This is a genomic window from Pseudomonas sp. B21-056, from assembly GCF_026016325.1.
Classification (GTDB): Bacteria; Pseudomonadota; Gammaproteobacteria; order Pseudomonadales; family Pseudomonadaceae; genus Aquipseudomonas.
In genome coordinates this window covers 3,242,981-3,263,650 of the sequence record NZ_CP087203.1, presented here as the reverse complement: position 1 = coordinate 3,263,650, position 20,670 = coordinate 3,242,981, and the positions used below count along the sequence as shown (strand labels likewise).

At 52.3% G+C, this 20,670-nt stretch carries 13 protein-coding genes; 10 read left to right on the top strand and 3 right to left on the bottom strand.

The window, feature by feature from the left end:
* Positions 1-3 precede the first annotated feature (3 nt).
* Entirely contained in the window at positions 4-999 is a 996-nt protein-coding gene (locus tag LOY67_RS13810) for a hypothetical protein (RefSeq protein ID WP_265063013.1), read from the top strand.
* On the opposite strand, the gene LOY67_RS13805 is transcribed toward LOY67_RS13810, so the two are convergent.
* Positions 935-1,327 carry a hypothetical protein gene (locus LOY67_RS13805; protein WP_265063012.1) on the bottom strand — a complete coding sequence of 131 codons (393 nt, stop codon included), beginning with the start codon at positions 1,325-1,327 and terminating at the stop codon, positions 935-937. The genes LOY67_RS13810 and LOY67_RS13805 overlap by 65 nt on opposite strands.
* A 195-nt stretch (positions 1,328-1,522) precedes the next feature.
* Between LOY67_RS13805 and LOY67_RS13800 the strand changes: the two genes are divergently transcribed.
* Entirely contained in the window at positions 1,523-3,400 is a 1,878-nt protein-coding gene (locus LOY67_RS13800; RefSeq protein ID WP_265063011.1) for a hypothetical protein, read from the top strand.
* Positions 3,401-3,908: 508 nt separating this feature from the next.
* Here the strand turns inward: LOY67_RS13800 and LOY67_RS13795 are convergent.
* Positions 3,909-4,358, bottom strand: coding sequence for a hypothetical protein (locus LOY67_RS13795; protein WP_265063010.1), 450 nt, complete (start codon positions 4,356-4,358; stop codon positions 3,909-3,911).
* 85 nt (positions 4,359-4,443) lie between these two features.
* Between LOY67_RS13795 and LOY67_RS13790 the strand changes: the two genes are divergently transcribed.
* The 8 genes from LOY67_RS13790 (at position 4,444) to LOY67_RS13755 (ending at position 19,107) form a co-directional block, all read left to right on the top strand.
* The gene (locus LOY67_RS13790; protein ID WP_046036377.1) at positions 4,444-4,740 is read left to right on the top strand and encodes a helix-turn-helix domain-containing protein; all 297 of its coding nucleotides are present in this window, start codon (positions 4,444-4,446) and stop codon (positions 4,738-4,740) included.
* Positions 4,741-5,303: 563 nt separating this feature from the next.
* Positions 5,304-6,995, top strand: a complete 1,692-nt coding sequence (locus LOY67_RS13785; RefSeq protein WP_265063009.1) for a class I SAM-dependent DNA methyltransferase — start codon at positions 5,304-5,306, stop codon at positions 6,993-6,995.
* Between the two features lie 53 nt (positions 6,996-7,048).
* Positions 7,049-9,835, top strand: a complete 2,787-nt coding sequence (locus LOY67_RS13780) for a hypothetical protein (protein WP_265063008.1) — start codon at positions 7,049-7,051, stop codon at positions 9,833-9,835.
* Positions 9,832-14,031: a DEAD/DEAH box helicase gene (locus LOY67_RS13775; RefSeq protein WP_265063007.1), complete on the top strand. Its 4,200-nt coding sequence runs from the start codon at positions 9,832-9,834 to the stop codon at positions 14,029-14,031. The genes LOY67_RS13780 and LOY67_RS13775 overlap by 4 nt, the downstream gene beginning before the upstream one ends.
* A gap of 1 nt (position 14,032) precedes the next feature.
* On the top strand, positions 14,033-16,255 hold the full coding sequence (locus LOY67_RS13770) for a hypothetical protein (protein ID WP_265063006.1): 2,223 nt from the start codon (positions 14,033-14,035) through the stop codon (positions 16,253-16,255).
* Positions 16,245-17,393, top strand: coding sequence for a Shedu immune nuclease family protein (locus LOY67_RS13765; protein WP_265063005.1), 1,149 nt, complete (start codon positions 16,245-16,247; stop codon positions 17,391-17,393). The genes LOY67_RS13770 and LOY67_RS13765 overlap by 11 nt, the downstream gene beginning before the upstream one ends.
* The gene (locus LOY67_RS13760; RefSeq protein ID WP_265063004.1) at positions 17,341-18,075 is read left to right on the top strand and encodes a hypothetical protein; all 735 of its coding nucleotides are present in this window, start codon (positions 17,341-17,343) and stop codon (positions 18,073-18,075) included. Before LOY67_RS13765 ends, LOY67_RS13760 begins: the two co-directional genes overlap by 53 nt.
* Positions 18,076-18,270: 195 nt before the next feature.
* Positions 18,271-19,107, top strand: coding sequence for a hypothetical protein (locus LOY67_RS13755; RefSeq protein WP_265063003.1), 837 nt, complete (start codon positions 18,271-18,273; stop codon positions 19,105-19,107).
* A 682-nt stretch (positions 19,108-19,789) separates the two neighbouring features.
* Here the strand turns inward: LOY67_RS13755 and LOY67_RS13750 are convergent.
* Positions 19,790-20,212, bottom strand: coding sequence for a type II toxin-antitoxin system HicB family antitoxin (locus LOY67_RS13750; protein WP_265063002.1), 423 nt, complete (start codon positions 20,210-20,212; stop codon positions 19,790-19,792).
* Positions 20,213-20,670: the final 458 nt, after the last annotated feature.

Below are 20,670 nucleotides of genomic sequence, written 5' to 3'. Positions count from 1 at the left end.
GCCGTGACCAAATCAGCCGATCAAGAACAGGCTTCACTCTCCTCCTCTTTTCCGGCCTACGTGTTCGAGGGCCCGGCTCAGGTTGCGATTCGAACTCGCACTAATGACCAGCCAAGATACGTCGATACTCGATTGAGCGTCTGGACGTGGTACGACGGCGGCATGGCAATGAACATTGATTGGTCTGGGCTAAAGCTGAATTTAGAGTTTATCGAAATAGCCAAAGCATTTATGGTCCATATGTTAGAGAAATACTCCCCTTCAACTGCATATAGGGGCGCGAGAATGCTCCATCGGGTTTCGGAAAGTGATATTTCCTTGAAATTCCCATGGGCAGCCGATGCAATTATTAGCGCATTCAACAGTTGGAACTGCTCTAGAGAGTACGTAGTCGTCTTTCGCACGCTTTATCGCTGGGCAATGGATAGAGGAATCACCGGATTCAGCAACGACATTTATCTAAAGATCAAGGATTTCAAAACCGAACGCTCAGCCCCGTACTCTCGAATTTTTCTCTCTCAGTCCGGCTTGGAACTCGATGAGGAAATTCGCTTGCTCAAACGTATAGAGCGGAAGGTTCCTTCAGATGACTGGGTAGATGCTCAGTTCAATATAATGCTCCACCTGGGTTTTGAATTGGGGCCGCGTTCGATTCAATTTCATTCGCTGGAGATTGCGGATTTTGAGGTTATAGAAACCGTTGAAGATGAGAAGTACTACACCCTTTGGTTACCCATGGCCAAGAAGGTTGGTCAACGCCGACCAGAACGAAGGCCCCGCAAAGTAACTACCCGACTGGGTGAAAAGATTGAACAGCATATCTTGGGGCATCAACGTCGCTTTGGTAGCGCATGCGAGCCGCTGTTTGTGAGCCTCGACGGGAAACGTCTCTCGGTGCGAGAGATCGGGGATGCTCTCAATCATGCGCAGTTTACTAACTGGGGAAATCGTCCAGCGCAGCGAAGCAAAACCAGAGCGAGCCATCAGCGGCGTCATTGATACGCAGTACATAGGGGACATCGGTGCATGCGCCCTCCCGGTCCATACGCACTGCCCCTACAATCCCGTCTATGCCTGCTACACCTGCAAGAAGTTTCACCCCTTTGCTGACGGCCGTCATGAGCAGGTGAAAGAGGCGCTGCAACGAGAAGCCCAACGGTTCATAGACATTGCAGAACAAGCCGGAGATCTCATTCACAACCGGCCCCTCGCCCAGCATCAGACAACCATCCTGGCGGTAAGCGCTACGATCGAGCGCTGCCGGCAGCACACGGAGGATGCCGAAGATGACGCCGTCTAGGGCAAGGCAGAGTCTCGAAAGCTTCATTAACCAGGAACAAGCGATTTTTCAGTCATTACCGATTACAACGTCGTGGGGGTCAACGCTGTGGTCGGTCGAGCGCTGGCTGCCTCAACGCCTAAAGCAACAGACCATAACCTTTGAAACACACCGACAATCTCTTGAAAAGTATGGCTATTCTGTTCCTCCTAAAGCAGCCCTCCCTTTGGATTTTCAGGATTTTTGCAAGGCGTTAATCGTATATCTGCAGCGCACCCGGAGTCTGAAGTTTTCGATGGTCGCTGCATACAGTATTGCCGCCCGGCGGCTGTACAACCCTTATTTGAACGTGGCGTATCCGACCCCATACAGTTGGCGCGGGGCGATTTTGACCGTGTCGTAGGATTTCTCCGCGAGAGTGGCTACAAAAACCTTTACGACGCGATCTCTCATCTTCAGGTAATAGCGGATACGATTGATAAACTGCAATTAACCGAGATCGCCATCCATTTTGAGCATGATGCAAAACCAGAAAACCGTCGCCACGACTACATTTCATTGCACGATCCTGATCGTGCGGTAAAACAGCGTAAATCTGATGATAGATTGCCTTCTCGTGAGGCAATGGAAGCATATGCCCTATGTTCGAATAACCCGCTCAGTGATGGAGAAGAAATTTTGCTGCGTGTGATCGATTTATTGATCGCGACTGGGCAACGAGGCAATGAAGTAGCAGTAATTCCCTGTGATTGCTGGGTCGAAAGGCCGATCAAAGGGACGACAGGAGAATTGGTTGTAGATGCCAATGGCAACCCTCTGGTCGAATGTGGGATCAGGTACTTTGCGGAAAAGCAGTTTCAATCCCGTGTTCATTGGTTGGCTGAAAGCGACGTTCCTTTAGCCAGGCGAGCGGTAGAGCGATTAAAGACGCTAACCGAAGAGCAGCGAGAGATTGCCGCTTGGCAAGAACTCCACCCAGGTCGTATTTGGAGCTACCCTCCTCAATCAGTGATCTCCGAGGCAATGGTCTTGGATTGGTTAGGTTTTAGCCAAACAAGGAATGCAAACAGAAATCTGTACCTTTTCCTTACGCGCAACGGCGTCCATCCGTTCGACGATGAGCCAGATGAGAAACGAGGAAAGTCGTTAAATCGACGCTACGTCGCGGGTGAGATTGAACGACTGATCGTCCCGAAGCTCCGTGGACACGCGGTACTAACAGAAAATGTCGGGGGAGAGCTTCGTATCCTACTTAGAACCAGCGAAACTCTTGCCATCGCTTTCGACGGCCAATTTCGTTTCGGTGGACGCGAGGCAAATGTGTTTCGTGCGGTCCCGCGTCGAGTCACCATCGTGGATATCAATCACGCGTTAGGTGACGATGAAAAATATACGTCCATTTTTTCGCGTCGTTCATTAACTGAATCCGATGGGACTCCGATTCGGCTAACAAGCCACCAACCTCGACACTGGCGAAACACCATTTACCACCTGACCGGTATGAGCGATGTTCAGCAAGCGTTGGCCCTGGGTCGAAAACGTCTCGACCAGAATGTCTATTACCAGCACACAAGCATTGAAGAAAACACTGATGCCCATCAGGAGTTCTTGGCGTTCAATAGCCATCACGAGCGCATCGACTTTCTACATGCAGGCATAAGAGATAGGCGCATTCAGGGTGCGTTGACCGACAGTTACCATGCTTTGTTGTCAGATAAAGGCACGACCAGGGCAGAAGCATTCCTCACCGTGCACGCCACGGCGCTGCATGTGACACCCTTTGGAGGCTGCATTCACGATTTCTCCCAAGCGCCCTGCCCTAAGCATCTTCAGTGCTGGAACGGCTGCTCGCATCTCCATCTGATGGGCACTCCATCCGAGCGCGCCAATCTTGAGAGACAAGCCGAGAATTTGTCTACCGCAATTACCATCATGCGCGATGCCGGCGCCGGAGAGGCAGGCAGCGATGTATGGCTGGCGGACCAAGAGGACAAGCTCAACAATTTAAAATCCGTCCTCGCACGCGATACCAATGTAGGTGTGCAACGCGTATTTCCGAATGGGCATCCAATGACGATTGCGGACACGGACAAACGGCACAGCTCTGTTTCAGATGATTAGAGGCGATCATGGCTCATCGACAGACCTTGAGAGGCGGGACCTTGGATGAGGCGATCGACGCCCTCCTCGCCCAAATGATTAGCTTAGGACTAGAGAACGCGCCTATTTCACGCCCCGAAGTGCAGCGTCGATTGGGCCTAACTAGCCGAGCTACCTTAGTGGGGGACCGTGGGAGGCGAATCGAGTCCGCCCGTATCGCACAACTCAAGGAGAGTGGGAGAGATCCAGACGGTGCCCGCCGCCGAAGAAGCCTCGAAGAACGTATTGCTAATCTGCAGGCGGAGAATGCCGACTTGATAAAGCAGCGAGACCAGCTCTATGAAGCACTGTCGGCAATTGCGCACAACTGTCTGCTGAAAGGATTGGATGTCGAAAACATACTGACTCCATTGCGAAAGCGGTAAGTGGCAGAAAGGTTGCCAACGCCGCCAACTTACGCGGCGGGCAGGCAAGATTGCCTAACCGCTAGCGCGTCGAAGATGCCGTTAACCGATCGAGCGTGTTGGTCTCATGCTTGCCGAGATGCCGGTGTAGCCGAAAAAATGATACGAGGGTTTTGCAAATCGGATGTGCTGGACCCCAAGGCCTCAGTGTAGATATGCCCTCCCTCCAGACTATACACGTAGGCCGCCTCCTCACTGATGTCATCCACTGTTTCGCGCACCTCTAACAGCCTCTCCATCTTCCACCCATCACTTCCGTTCAGATAAGCCGGTGAAACCAACTGCGCATCCAACAGCCAGATGTCTGCTCCCTGTTCGTTAAGTAGCTTCTCAAGCGCTGAAATGCTGGGAAGCATAACCATGCTAGTCAACGCTTCACCGCCTTGTTGTCGACCCACTCTGACGTAAAACCAGGGACAATGAGTGGTCTGCTCAACGTACTGCCAGTACTGGATAGAGTCATCACCCAGGTACGCGCTGAGGAAAATCTCTGCTGGTTTGTGAGTGATGAACATAGCGCAATCCCAAAAGTGAACACTATAGATTGTAGCCCTATAGAGCTCGCAAAGGCTTCATCGTTCCTTTTGCGAGGTCGGCAATATGGAACTGAAACAGGCATTTGGCGCGGCCCTGAAAAAGCTGAGATCGGAGAGGAAGCTTTCCCAGGAAGATTTCTCCGACGTGAGTAGTCGGACCTATCTCAGCACCTTAGAGCGCGGTCTGAAGAGCCCTACGATTGAGAAGGTAGACGAACTGGCATCGGTATTGGACGTTCATCCGCTGACCATACTCGTAGGCTGTTATCTGCTTCAGGATCAGCCGACTTCCCTTGAGAAGCTGTTTTCTCGTATCCGAGCGGAGCTATCAACCGAAATCGAAGGGTTATCTGAGGACTAAGGGGCGACTAGCTTGTGCTAATATCCCAACTGAACTGAAGGCGGAATCCGCAACCATGAAGCAACCTATTCAGTCAGAAAGCAGCCTCAGTGAAATTTTAGAGGGGAAGCGGAAACGTCGCGATGCGTTGATGCTTGCTCTTAGCCTCGCGTCACCCTCGGAGCTTGAAGGATCCGCTCAGCGTTTGAGAGAAGTGATGAGAAAACCGGCTGAATCAAGGCGTCAACGAATTCTCCCCCGAAATTTTCCCTCTGAGCAAAAAGTGCGACTCCTCTCTTCTTGAAGAATTTGCGCACGCTGATTGCTCCTCCAAGGTTCTAAAACTCAGAGTGCTTAAGAATCTAAAGCTGACTCATAAAGCTTGTTCTGTAGATCTGGGATAGATGACCTGACAAAATGCCACTGTTCGATAAGCAAGCTACTTATCCTATTCCAAGGAGAGGAATGATGTACGGCCCGCCCCTTCACACATTGTTGTTCGCTCCGCGCTATAAATGCGTACCAGGCCTGTGCCACCTATGACTCTCCCTACTAAAACTCACTTTCACAGCCTAGTCCGCGACATGCGTGTGGTGATGCAAAAGGGGATGCTAGAGCCGGACTTGATCCTGGGCAGCGCATTAGCAAAATGGTGCAGTAACTGTTTTCCGGGATTGCCACAGTCCGGTCTACCCGTAGCAACCCTCCTCTTGAACGAGCCTGCCGTGTGCGCGTTCGTGGCGTTTGTAAGCAAGCTTGACTTCATCGAGTCGACCTACTGGTTCTCCTCGGCGTACGCGCAACTGTTGGGAAGCGAGCGCAGAAAGCAGCAGGCGATGTTCTTTACTCCGCCATCGCTAACGAGGCGTTTGCTTGACGACCTGTCAGCCCAGGGCGTCGATTTTTCCAATCGCAGTTTTTGTGACCCCGCGTGTGGCGGCGCTGCGTTTTTGGCACCTATCGCTATGCGCATGCGTGATTTGCTTCGCCGACATGGTGCAAGCGCCCAACAGATAGTGAGCCACATTCAAGAGCGAATTTTGGGATTTGACCAAGATGCCGCCCTATGTGAATTGTCAAAGCACTTCCTGCTGATGGCGCTCCATGACGAGGTTGTCGCGACTGACACCTACCCCGTGTTTCAGGTCTACCAGGGCGACTCGCTTCTACAAACCAAGCACCTGTGGGAAAAGCTCGATGTGGTGGTATGCAATCCTCCATTTAGAAAGATGCGCGCTGAGGAAGTCAGTCAGTACGTCCACGAGTTTGAAGACGTTGTTCAAGGCCAGCCGAATCTGTATGCCCTCTTCATTGCCTTGTGCATCAAGCTTCTCGCTACGGGTGGCATCTGCGCACTGGTCACCCCGACTAGCTTTTTGTCTGGTCAGAACTTCTCCAGGCTGAGAAGTTACATGATGACGCAAACCACGTTGCTCGGTATTGGTATGGTTGGTGACCGTATTGGCGTCTTTATGGATGTCCAACAGGAGACCGCATTGACGTTAGCGCGGCGAGAAAAAACAGGGCATGCGCCAAGCACCGAAGCGAAGGTGTCGTTGGTTTCAAAAGACGGTAGTTACATTGACGTGGGTCTATGCATCTTGCCCAACATGGGCGCCGCGTGGCCAATCCCCCGGTTGGAGAGCGACATCGCACTGCTTAAAAGCGCAGCAAAATCGAAGGCTGGCTTAGTGGACTACGGTTATGCGCCCCGTATCGGCGCGTTTGTGTGGAACCGTGACACACGCACAACCTACGCCTCGACGAAAACGGCTGTCGGCGCGCGTGGCGACACGGTGGTTCCGCTGCTTTGGTCCAGCGACATTGCACCTAACGGTTCCTTGCGCTTTAACGGTGCGGCTAAAGCGAACAAAGAAGGCTGTTTTGTAAATATGGGGGCAAAAGACCATCGTTCCATCATTCGCCGCCCCAGCGTCTTACTGCAACGCGTGACATCCAACGAGCAACCGCGACGATTAGTTGCCGCAACTGTTCCGACACAGCTCATAGAGACCTATGGCGGATTCGTTGGTGAAAACCACACCGTGATTCTTGAACAGATAGCCCCTGAACCTGCATTGACACCTGCTCAGTTGGTGCAGTTGCTTGGGACGCCGACCGTAGATCGATACTTCCGCTGTATCTCTGGAGCGACCAACGTATCAGTGTTCGAGCTCAACCAACTCCGACTGCCTGATCCTGGCCGGCTCAGGATCTACCTCGAACAAGGCTTAGACATGGCAAATGCTGCTCGAAAGGCATTGGAAAAGCAGTAAACCTTTCGCTTATGCTGCCTAAAAGCTGAAATCAATCGACTTAAGCAGGGCACATGGCATCACGGAAGAAGCTCAACGACTTAATGGAAGCGCAACAGCGACGGCGCGAGGAACTTGCGCAGCTGTTCGCGGCACGCAAACCTCTCGCCCATGCAAAACCTGCACTAAAGACCCATGCGCGTAAAACGGTTCAAACCGTCCCGGTAGAAACGCCCGCTCCTAGCATCGTACCTCGTGCACATGAAGCTCTCATCGCGATGTACCGAGATGGCAGCTTGCAGCCGAGCGCGCCCTCCTCAACGCTTTTAGCGCTGGCAGATCTTTATCTGCATGCTGCCGAGCACCGATCACGACACATCGTGATGGCATGGCCCGCGGCGCCCAAAACCCTGCCTCTGGTACACGCGTTGGCTACGTTGGTACGCTGGCATCAGGGCGACAAACAAGGAGTTCGCGGCTTGCTTTTTCCAGTGAAGAGCAATGCCTTTTATGGTCTGAATCACGTCCATTTCGATCGGACAAGCATTCTTCGAATCGCTCACAACTTGCTTGAGGTAAGCGCCGACGCCAACGCAAGTGTGACTCGCTCCATGGGAGACAAAGACGCCTTTTACTTTTCCCTATCCGACAGTAATTTTCCTCAAAACCTAGACGACCCATTCAATCCGACAGTTGGTGAGCTGCTGCCTCACTTTTTGGCGACGCCAGATTTTGACCGTTGGCAATCTTGCGACGAGCACCTTTTGGCGCTTATCCGAGCCAAACTCAGAAGGAAACTCGCGACTGCTTTAAAATTGAACTGCGCAGTCATCGGTGATCCGCGTACAGCACCAGATGCCCTCTTTGCACTTGATGGACGGATGTCAGAGACCGAGCTTCGACGCGCCTGCAGAGATCTGGCTCGGTTTGGCTCACCGGAGGTCGTTCTAGTCCAGGCTACCCGAGCAATTCGTATGGAGGCCAAAAGCTGGAAAAAGCAACTGGCGCGCTTCTGCATAATGCTGGAGGACGTATTTCAAGGTCGCCCCCCTGGCGTTATTGTAATCACTGATGAGCCCCATGCTGCTTTTAGGATCAAGGAGGAACTCTGGGAGCAGAACCGCAAGCGGAACCCTTCAAGTCAATGGCACACGCCCCACGAATTCAAAATTTTGGGTGTTCCGAGTACTGTCGGTGGAGCGGGATTATTGGCGCCATTGGCTCAGGAAACCCTGCATCCCGCTCCGCGGGAACTCAATGTTTTTATCGTTGATGCGGATACGGCCAAATCAGCTAACAAGCTGGTACGTATCGCCAATGCTGCACCGGGGGGCAAAGAGTCTGCCAAACCACTAATCGACGCAGCGTCGTACCTTTCTCGTCTTGCAGCCCTCCCCTGCGGCGTCAGGCATATGTCCGACTATCTGGCAGGTATTGAAGTGTCGCAGCGGACACGCGCCGCTTTCGATTGGCTCAACCACCTGGGTAACGTACAGGAGTTCGAGCGTACCGTTGGCGTTGGAGACCAGGGGCCAGCCCTTTTTGAATGTCTTCAGCGTAGCTCACAACTATTCTGCAATTATCACGAGGCGACGCCTTTCGCGCATAAGTTGGCAGAGCTTGTTTCCAACGCTGCAAAGAGCTCAAAGCGTAAGGTTGCCATCGTGTTTACCAGTGCGCTGTATCTGCGCCTCGCCGAACGCTTCCTCGCGGAGTACGACCAGTATCCCGATGGGCTGATATATGACTCCTTTCAAGGGCGCGTACAACTGTTGTGTGCCGCTCACCTCGAAGAACGCCTTGATGAGCTGCAAGGCTCGACACTGGTTTGTGCTGGATTAAACGAGGACTGCCTTCGTCTATTGCTGACCGATGATCGTGTTCCTTCCCATACGGTGGTTTTGCTAACCCAGCGAGCCGGGCAGTTTCTACGGGCCACGCTCAAGCCTATCGTCGAGCTAATGCCCGAATTCAGATCCTTTAAGCCTCGGATGGAATCCATTTTGAGGAAACTGAAAGATCTCCCGGAAGACGCTTCTGTACTTTCCACTAGCGACTATGTGCTACCTACCTTTCGTGTCGAGTTGTCATCCAATGTTTCCTCTGAGGGGCATGGTGATGGAGCCGAATCTTGGGTTATCCGACTTGACAGCAACGTGACGCTGTTCCGCCATGAGAAATCGGAAATGTACGTCTACGACCCGGCTTCGCCGCGGGCAGCAGATGTAGGCTTTCGGACTTGCCACGTCGGCTCCCTGGAGGTGGGTGATAAGGTTTTTATCATGTCAGCTGAGCTGCGCGAGATGGTCGAGCAAGTACTCCGTGAAGCGGGCGTACCTATTCAATCGGATAAGACGTTCGAAACTGCCTTGAGAAGTTATCACGAGCAGATCCAGAAATGCCTCGCTAAGCGATTCGCGCAGGGCTCACTTTCTGACAAGGTACGCGTAATACGAGAGCAGATGCTTGAGCTTGACCCTCTTCTGGAAACCAAACTTCCCGGGGCTCAGGCGATGCGCCAGTGGATTGATTTAGGACGCTCACTCGACACCCCGTTCGAGCAGCTTCGGCCACAGGCGCCACAGCGCGAGGAGACTTTCAAGGCATTTGCAACGGTGCTCGGACTGTCTCCGTTGGAAGCTGCTTACCAGTGGCAGCGCGTCATCACGGCGGTACGTAACTCGCGTCGGCTAGATGGTCGCCATGTCGCCGACATCTATGCGTACATGCTCCTGCAGCCCGAATCCGTTATGGCCAACTCGAGTATCAAGCGAACGACTTTGAATCAGCTTTTCGACAAGGCGCGTGAAAGCATTGCCTCCGTCGAGTTTGTCGGACTTTCTAAGGAAACGCTGCAATGAGCCAACCCACGCTTCGTGACGATCCGGCAAAGATCTCCTCTACCCTCAAGGAGGCGGTCGTCGATAGCCTTCTGAATCTGACGTATGCACAAATCAGCGGCCATGGTTCCACAGGGCAATATCTCTTCGGAGCTCGTCCAAGAACGTTGTTAAATTCTGGTTTTTTGCTGCCCCAGCGCAACCAATCCGGTGACGATGAAGTGACATCGCCTATCTGGATTTCGTCGCACGGGGTCCAGATGCAACTCAATGCCCTCGCGTCTTCAGTGATAACGGTATTCCCGAGGCTATGTGTCTACGTGCGCGTGCTTCCCCGTGAAGAGGATCTCAAAAGGCCAAACTGTCGTCCTGTCTTTATGTTGCGCCGGGCTGTGGTTGACGAGATTCGGGCTGAACGTAACCGTCGGCTGGAAGAAGCGTGGGAGAAAGCCAAAGGCACTTATAGCTCGAAATATAAGCATCCCGGGTGGACGGCAATCCGGTCGACGATTGTTGAGGAAATCTACGCAGCGAAAGGCATCCCGAGAGATCTGCTGACCTCGGATCTTGCTCACGATTCGGCCGAAGCCGAGGATTTTTCTTCAGCTGAAATGGAAGAACTTAGTGATAGCACGAGGGAGGGAGCGCTCGTCAACTCACGCGAGGCTCTTCCTATCAAAGACGAGCACTTCGAGCCATTGGCGGTCCCACACAAATGGTTGCGATTGGATGTGGAGCTACCACCACTGGAACTCGATACCGCGAAATCCATTGAAGCTCTTCAGCAAGACATCGACAACCAGTCCTTGCGTATGAATGAGGCCGTGAACAAGCGGCTGCAGGATTGGGCTGAAAGCGATGATCTGGACTCTGGTGGTAAGGCGTGGGGGTATCGGCACCAGTTGAGCATACCCGCCAGTCAATACTCGAATTGGGCGGAATTTCTCCAGAGTGCGCGCACGTCTCAGCTACCAATAACATTGCCGCAGATACACTTAGATTGGGATCTCGAGCTGCATACAGACTGGCTCGATCCTTCCAAACGAAATTTCTTTCTCGCAATTGAAAACGTCAGCAGTATGCCGACTCAGCATGTAGACGAGACGGAGGAAGCTATCTTCCTCGTTTCTCTACAAATACAGCTTCCGGCTGCGCTTCACCATCCGTTGAAACTCGAGCGAATTGACCCTTCCTATCGCTATAACAAGTACCTGACACATCCAGCCATGGGGCACAACTGCGGAGTTGTGCAACTACAATCCGACCCTGCGATTCGGACTCTAGAGACTACGTGGACGCCTCGTTACACCCAGCCGCGAATCACTCCCACGAGCGCTGCTGGTGTCGTGCGAAAAATACGTGCCTTGGCCCAACCAGATGGACTTGATGGGTTGGAGGCGCTGGTGCCAGCCATGCAAACATGGCTTAACAATTTACCCGAGCAAGTGTCGCCTGCCGATGGCCTATCCGCTTCCGACGTAGCCGGAATTGCACGCGAGGAAGAGGCGTTTCGCCACGACATCCGAAAATGGACCACAGAGATGGCGACTATCGCTGCCGGCCTGAATTGCTTGAGGGAATCTCGTGCGGCTTGGCGCGAGCGAGGCACGCAGGCTGACCCAAAAGCAATTGTTTATGAAGCTTGGCTAGCCACTAACGAGACAATGGCGAACTTCATGCAGGCCCGTTTTGGCCAGGACGACAATGAGTGGCGCTTGTTTCAGCTTGCTTTCATCATTGCGAATGTTCCTGCTTTGGCCTCGCGAATTCCGGAGTATTCGCACCTCTACAACGAAACCAGAGACGACGCTGTCACCCTCCTTTACTTCGCGACCGGCGGCGGCAAATCTGAAGCTTTTTTCGGGCTGCTGACCTTTAACCTTATGCTTGATCGGCTTCGAGGTAAGCAGTTAGGGGTCACTGCGCTCATTCGCTACCCGTTGCGATTGCTAACGATCCAACAGGCCCAGCGGTGCGCACGAGTACTGGCACATGCTGAGCGTGTCCGAAATCGTCATGGCTACGGTGGTAACCCATTGTCCATAGGATTCTGGGTCGGCAGCGGCGGCTCTCCTAACCGTCACAATACTAAGGGGGTGAAGAGCATCCCAACCATTTTGTCTGCACCTCCATTCCTAGCGGCTGAGCGAGCCCTTCGGGAAAACGACGCCAAATATCACACTGCCATGCGTGCCTGGCGCAAGCTGCCCAAATGCCCTTTCTGTAATTGCGAAACAGCTTTGCGGCTATTTGTTGATAACAGGGACCAAATACTGGGCCATGTATGCACCGATATCCAATGCGATTCAAACGGTGGTAGCTGGCGGCCCCTTCCGTTCTACATTGTCGATGAAGACATTTACGATTTAGCACCGTCCGTGCTTTTGGGTACCGTCGATAAGCTGGCCCTCATTGGCCATTCAGCTCGAACCATTCGGCGCATCTACGCGATGTTCGGAGCGTCGCCTTGGATGAATCCGGTCAGCGGGCGGTTGTACGTTCCTGAACCTCGTGAGCTAGCTGCGGGGCCTGACGCAAAAGGCATGGAGGGGATATACCCTGCTTATTCGGCTGGAAAGCGCATTTTTCACGATCCATTCCCCAGCCTTATCATCCAGGACGAGGCACACCTACTCGATGAATCGCTGGGCACCTTCGCCGGTCTCTTCGAATCCACACTCGATGCCGTCTTTGAATACCTGTCCAAGCCACTCAGCGGCTTGGTCGCAACAGATAAACAAGGGCGTAGGCGCCGGGCTAAGGTGATCGCCGCGTCCGCTACCGTCTCTGCTCCTGAGAGGCAGCTGGAGCACTTGTACCAACGCTCGATTCCGGCAACACAGTTTCCCGAGCCGGGCCCAACCCTTTACGAATCATTTTATTCGGTACCCGCTCCAGCGGAGGATGTAGAGCGTCAAGCGCATCCGGACATCGAAGTGGCGAGCAGCCAAGCCCGTGTTTACACAGCCTTCATGACCAACGGAAAGCCGCATACGACGACAAGTGTTGCGGTTTTATCGAGCTTTCATTTCAACGTCACCCGCCTGTTCAACGACCTGACGAGCAATGACGCAGAAGTTTTCCAATTTGCACGCCAATTGCTCGTGGAGCACGTCTCCCGAGGCGCTCTCGAGGCGCTGCACAAGGACGCATTAGGTGAGGCCTGCGCATCAAAACTGGCCACTCTCATTGACCTGCATCGCATAGCCTTGACTTACGTCACCAATAAAAAAGGTGGTGATCAGATTATGGCTGCGGAGGCGGAGGAAACCCGCAAGCGACACCTCAATGAAGGAATGGATCTGAGGGGGCTTGATACTCGACTGATCACCGGTTCGGTGGAGCAAGGGGAAATTCAAAATGTCGTGGATACTGCCCAACTTCGCGTAAATCCAGGGCATCCTTTTCAGCCGCTACAAGATCAGTTGCGCTCAGTCATCGCGACATCAGCCATTTCACACGGCGTCGACGTCGACGAGTTCAACTCTATGTTTTTTGCAGGCATGCCTTCGGACATTGCCGAGTACATTCAAGCGTCCTCGCGCGTGGGTCGTGCTCACATTGGGTTCGTTGTCTTGATACCCACGCCACAGCGTCGTCGTGATCGGCACATAGTTCATGTGTTCGACATCTTCCACCGCTTCCTTGAACGTATGGTGCAGCCCGCGGCCATCGACCGATGGGCAGAACGCGCAATCGAGCGTGTATTCACCAGCCTGCTTCAGGCTTATTTGGTTGGTGTGGTGCCAAGTCGCGAGTTGATTCAGCTACCAGAAGATCAGAAAGCCAAAACATCGGATTTCAGTGTTATTCCCAACATTCGTAAAGAATACAGGTTTCGCGGAGAAGCATTTATCAACGAAATCAACGATTTCATTGAGCTCGCTGTGGGGTTGCGTGGCGTCTTCGCTCCCGAAGGAGAGGAATATTACCGAGCACGTATTGACCGGAGGACTCGCGATCTACTAGTCAATGTTTGGAGCAGCCATATGTGGGGCAGCGGTTTCCTGGACGGTTATTTCAAAAGTCAAACGGAAGTGATCTCCAAACCTATGACATCGCTACGCGACGTGGATCAGGCTGGCATCATTCAAGCCTCGTATTGCGATAGCGAAGGCAAGGTACAACTCTCCAATGAGGTCTTGGCGGTAATGGATTTCGTACGCCACGGAGTAGCAAATAACGACAGCGCAGAAGATGCGCGGACGGGAGATTGAGATGGGTACTCGTAAAGGCTTTCTTGCTGCTGATGACGATGACAGGACACTCACTGCTCCGACAATGTCACGATCTCGTGGTCAACTTGGATCAGCGTATGCCCCTGGCGCGTTCTTCACATTTGAAGGTGGACTGGGTTCGTGTATTTCAATCCCGGACCTTACGGCAACGACTGATGATGCACCTATTCAAAGCGTCACGAAATCGCAAATCATTTTGAGGCTGCATGAAATCTGGCAGAGCTGGTTCTTAAGGGCGTCTGCCGCGGGAACTGCCGACCGTCCGGTCGTTCCACAACAATGTCTCGAAGAAGCGATTCTTAATCGAGGCGTTGTGTCGCCTCTGGGCGCCGATCGCTTGGCATTCTTGAGCCCGCTGCGGATGAAATACGCACCGGCACCTCTGACCTTCGTTTGCAATAAATGCAGCCTTTTTAAACGTTTTACATCCGTTCGCGATATGGCCAAGAACATGGACCAACTGCGAAACAATCGGTGTACATCAGTGGACGCCAAGGGGCCTTGCCAATGGCGGCAGGTCGATGTGGTTTTCGTACATTGGTCGGGTGAGTGGATGCCAGTCACTCCGGGTCGTTGGGAGTGGGATGATCGTAACAACACGCCAAGACTCTCCGGTGAAGAATGCCAGCTTTGCGGAGGCAATGAATTTAAACTGAACACCGATTCGCCCCGAATCGGTAAGTGGCACTTCTACTGTGCTAAACCTTCTTGCGGGCACAAAGGGGCAAATGAGTGGCGTCAGCAAGATAAATTTACGACAGAGCTTTTTCGCGACCAAGCCAGTTCCCGTCTAGGCGAACGACGGATGGAACCCATCTCGTATAGAGCATCGTCTGCATACTATTCACAGTCGGAACAGTTTGTTCTGTTTCCAGAGTCGGAGCACCAGTTGATCACTCTGCTGGAGCCACAGAACGATGATCAACTTGCCGCCTTCATAGGTTCCCTCTTCAGATTTGGTGGCGCTGAGCTCACACCAGCAGAAATGAAGGCCATTTTGCTGGCTGCCGGTAAAACCGGGGAATGGGAAACGTACGAGAGTCTTTGTCTAATGCGTGAAAGCGCAGTTTCAGGAGATGGGTCCCTTAAAGCGGTAGTGGACAGTGAGCTCAAAAAACTGGTCACGAGATGGACAACCAGCAGCCCACCACTCATACCTCCCCGAGTCGATCTTCCTCTAGCCATAACTCAGCAGCTTGCGTCGCGCGGCGAATACACTAGCCGCTTCGACCCCTTCGTTCTGGCAGTCGAGCACGAGGCATTGAATAGAGGCAAACTCTCCGCGCCGCCTGACGGGGGGCGCGCTAAGTTTGTGCGCTTCAACCATCTTGATGATGACCTTGCGCCAAAAGGGGCGAACGCTAAGGCCAAACAGGAAGCCGAAACCCTGCACTTGATGAAAAAGCTTGGCATGGCAGATCTGGGTTTAATCCGCGAATTTGACCTGTGCCGATTCACCCATGGGTATACGCGTGTTTCCGCCACTCCGATATTGAACAAGCGCAACAAGGATGTCCCCGTTCGATTGAAGCTCTTTGAGCCGTTGAATAATGGCAAACGCCCTATCTATGTCATGACCCAAGCTAACGAAGCACTCTATGTGCGCCTCGACCCCGAGGTTGTGTATAAATGGTTGCAGGCCATCGGGGTATCAGATTTGCCCCAGTGGGACAGCAGCAGCCCAGTCAAACTGGGCGGAAAGCTGCTGGAGGTGGCAGAACCTTTTGGTCGCTATTTCTCCCTTCTCAAAGAAGGGGATGCCACCACGTACCGCTACGTGTACACCCTCTTGCATACCTACGCACATGCACTTATGAAAAACGTGGCTGAGCTGTCAGGATTGGATCTTGGGTCCATGGGGGAGTACATCTTTCCTCTCGATCTCGCATTTGTAGTCTATCGAAACGGAACCACGATGGACTTGGGTAATTTGTCATCGTTGTGGCGGAACGAAAACAATCTATTCCTAAGACGTTTCCTAGATGCCTCAATCCATCGCTGCAACTCTGGTCGGCTTTGCGACGCAGCGGGAGGCGCCTGTCCTGACTGCATCATGATTCCGGAAACGTCGTGCGTTGCACAAAATCAGCTATTGTCACGTGCCGTACTGAAGGGTGGTCCTCCACCTCGCGAAGATGGGACGCACAAGGGGCAGCACATTCGCGGTTTTCTCGAGATGACTAACGAACACAATGAAAGCTGAATTACTCCACGCCTTTAATTTACTCACCCCACATTGCGATGTCAGCGCCGCCTTATGTGAGGCCGCAGGTCAAGGCGCGCTAGATGTACCCTTGGATATTCATTCCATTTGTACTCGTGTGGGACTCCCGCAGGCACGAGCTGCAGCGGTAGAACGGACGTTGATGATAGGTCAAACGTGCACTTTGTTCGTGCAGTCAACACCACACAAATGGCAAGTGGGTGATCGTGTTCTTGCGTTGGAGTTAGCTCCTTTTTTACACGGCGCCCGACTTTATCGAATACATGTCAGTCATGCTGGCGATCAATCACCAATCCGCATACAGCAGATGGTTATGACGGGGATTCCCGCTCCCAGCAATTCAGAAATAGAAACGGAGTTTGAAAACACGAACGAATTGGACTTCACTTCAGAGCTCAACCGCATTGGTCCATCGCAAGGTCCTACAGACGCAGCTGAGGTTCGCCGGCGTGCGGTGGTAAAAGTCCGAGAGAGTCTTCCGGCGCTTGTCGCTGAGCACCCACTTACCTTGATGGCGCTGCATGCAGATATCGAGCGGGTCTCGCTGCAGCAAATGATCGACTCATATCGCAACATGCTTGCTCAACAGCTGAGCGAGAACATATGGCAAAAATTCTTCGATCAGAATATTTTTATACTGACGATGTTGTTTTGTGGACCCGTGCATTTGGTAAGCGGTCAGTTTCATGCCCAGCCCAGTGGAGTCCGAGGGACAGGAGCCCAAATAGGTGACTATCTTTTTCGAGGAGCCGGTCAGGTTCTGTCAATTGTCGAGATCAAAAAGCCCTCTACGCCTCTGGTACAGAAAAGAGAGTATCGCCATGGCGGCGGGGTTCATGCGCCAGACTCAGAGTTAAGCGGGGCAGTTAGTCAAGTGTTGTATCAGCGCCACTCGCTACAAACGGCGTGGGGGGTTCATCGTGATGATGAGGTGCTTGCAGGCTCTCGGCCGGACAATACCCGTTGTGTGGTAATCGCAGGAACCCTCCCCGCCGAGTCAAAGCTACTACGTTCGTTTGAGACGTTTAGATGTTCCTACAAAGATGTCGAAATAATCACCTTTGATGAGCTTCTGCGAAAATTGGAGCTTTTTATTAGGCACCTGGCTGCAGATTAACAGCCTTCCTAAAGGCATAGTGACTCATCATTTATCAGGGATCGGCATGAGCAGGAAGCTTTCCTCCTATTTGAAATACGGGCGATTAGGTGAGGTTATTGCACTCATACAGGTGCTCGCGTATCACCGAAACACCAGTCGAAGTGAAGACGGGCTTAGAAAAGAACTCTGCTACGCTCCAATCTCAGCAATATCTTGGATTGAAGTAGCGAAAAATCACCCAGAGCTCTTTCGGGTACGTTTGAAAGAATTCGGTGTCGATCGAGTGTCCCTCGTATCACGTTATGTTCTGCTGTATTCGTCAGAAAATAACAAGCGGATCAGGGCGCCCCTTGACCCATCGGTGGTTAACAAGCTGATCGAAATTGCGGTCGAACTACACGATAAGGAAGCGATGCGGGCCGAACGCTGGAAGGTGTGGGTGCCTGTGGTGGCTGCGCTTGTCAGTGCAGGTGCCGCTGTTTCGGCAGCTTTTCTGAGAAATGATATACTACCTACCGCTCCGTCCATTGCATCATGCTCGACTCAACCACAAACGGTCTCTCCAGCTCCGACAACTACACTATGTACCTGTTGCTCTGTTGCGACTGGTGAAGAGCAGTCAGGATCAAACCCAACGCCGAAAAATGAGCTTCCCCCTGATGCTTTTTCAGCTCGCCCCGGCAATGGGGCGCGGCACTGAAGTTAGCTGATAGCGGGTTGATCTTGGCAACAGAGCGTAAATCTGGACGTTCACGAACCCGATAACTCCTTTCCATCATTGAGTAACTTTCAGTAGATGGCAGATTGGTCTCTCGAATTCTAACGCAGAGCTTTGAAAGCTTCAAAAAAAGTTAGGCATACTAAGCCTCGTCAAAATTGTCACACTGGACTATTTATGCCTCCTGAGCTATTTTTTTCGTATGACGCATTAAAGTCAAAATCTATAATGGTTAGGGATATTTACAAATGGCTTGGTTATTCAATTAATTCCTCCAGCGATCTTGGGTTGTATTTGAATTCTGTATGCAGCGCAGTAGCGCTTAAAGAAAAAGCAGAGGAGATACCTGAAACTCTTCAGGTCAATGTACTCAAGGCCATGCGCATCATGAACCTGATTTTAGGAGCAGACCCGCTTGAAAATTCAGAAGTTCTGCTACTTTGGAGGGTTGCCAAGAAATCTCTGGAGCATGGGCGGTCGAAATCTTCGGTCGGACTAGATGCTGCTTGGGAGTTAGATATGCTTGCTCATGTGAGGCACCGAGGCATCAGTGCTAGAATTGCTGAGCCAGATATAAAAATTGATATAAATGGTGCTGAGTACTCCATCGCATGCAAACGTCTAAACACACCAACTGGGCTCGAAAATTTAATAAAGGATGGGTGCGAACAGCTTTTTAGACATGGGGAAGGAATAATCGCCATAAATTTAGATATTGTCGCTGAACCCTCCACTGTGCTTGAATTTAATTGCTTCATAGATGGAGAAAATTATGCACAGACCCTCATTGATGATTTTCTATCGGGGCAGCGCCACAGTTTGCATCGTTACGTTGAAAAAAACGAAAAATTAGATGGATTTCTAATTTCGGTATCCTGCGCCACTCGAATTAAGGAATCTCATTCAGATCTAGATCTTTGTACTGCCTCAAGGTATCTAAATTATCCGAAGAGTGCTAATCATCAGTCCCTTCGCAGATTTGCCGCTTTCTTTGGAGCCATGCGTAGGCGATAGACGCTACATGCGAACGAGAGTAACTAGGATGCAAGGCCGCTTTCGGATTGAGCTTATCTAGAAGTCGATTCAATAGTCCGGAATCGAGAAGGTCAAGCATTCGGCTAGCCAACACCATCGAACTTTGAAGCAAGCAGTGTTGATCTTCCAGAGGTGACGGGAAGGACAGACCACCCCAAATGGTTTGAACCCCTTACTACCCTCGCCCTCGTTATCCGCGAGATGCCCAGTTCGCGGCCTATTTCCGACGTTACGCCCAGTTCAAACACGCCCAGGTTCTGGATGTTTTCCACCAAAGTCTGCTGTTGCGTTTGATGGATGGTATTGGCGGGAACGCAGGCCACAACCAACAGTAATTTGGTGAGGTATTTTAGTGTTCGTAGGACCTACAAGAGACGACTCATAGTTGCTCTTTTACTGCTATTAGGTAGTCGCTACGAACCGTGACTGTCCGCTTTCAGCTGTGGATTCAACCGTTCGACCCACAGCTAGCCTCTAGACCGCTTGGGGTCTGCGAAGAGGCTGCTTGAGCAACGTACATACTCTTCGAGTGAGCTTTCGGGAATGACCACTGAAATGCGAGGTCTACCCAGCCCGGCCTTAGGGTATACACGAGGGCGTCGGTGGTATCAGACCCACAGCAGGCGTCAATGGTGTGCTTGGGACATGATAGATTCCGGCATTAGGCTACTTCCAGGACCAGCGACAGACGCCGACCCAGCAATGCAAGCGCACGCTCGATCTGCTCAATTTTCGAGGTGTGGATGAAGTCCACCAAACGGTCGACAACCTGCAGCGAACAGACCATTCGACGGGCAAGCTCGGCGCGGCTCACGCCTTCATCACACATGGCATTCCATAGCAAGATCTTGGCCGCAGTCAGCACCGGCAAGTGCAGCACCATCGCAGGGGCGCTTGGCACTGAGGGTACTGGAATCTTGCGTCGCTGCTCTACGTACAATGACAGTGCAGACTCGAAACCATTTAGGGCTTCGGCAAATGCTTCGCACAGCGTACTGCCTTCGGCATTCATTTCCGGAATATCGGTGCATGACAACCACACACCGGTGGGCTCGGTATGCTGCACTAGCGAGTAGTGATGCATCGCTTTATGCCTCTCTAAATTTCCTAATCTTTCGTTGATTTTCCGTAGCCTTCAACGTCGAGTTTCGGTCGGTCGCTCACGGGCTATGATCGGCAGCGCAAACGCAATCTGTAGTACATCTGGAGCTGGTTGTGCTCTGGGTCATATTCCCCGCGACCTCCCGTCGGCAATCATTAAATGCGATCTACTAATCAATGGACTACTCTAATCGGGGCCAGCAAGGTAATCGCTTCGCAGAATGCATGTACATGCATGACAATCGGCGCTGCAATCAGTTCGGTACTGGAATAAGCAATCGTGACACGCTAGAGGAAGTCAAAGGGGCTGGAGCACGCATACCGGCCTCACTAATGTCCTGCCCCTAGCGCTGTACTGATGTCAGGGTGGTACGCTTGCCACCTGACATTCAGTGGTCGAATTCGACCTCAATCAGAACGATAGGGGCGCGCTTTTGCGCC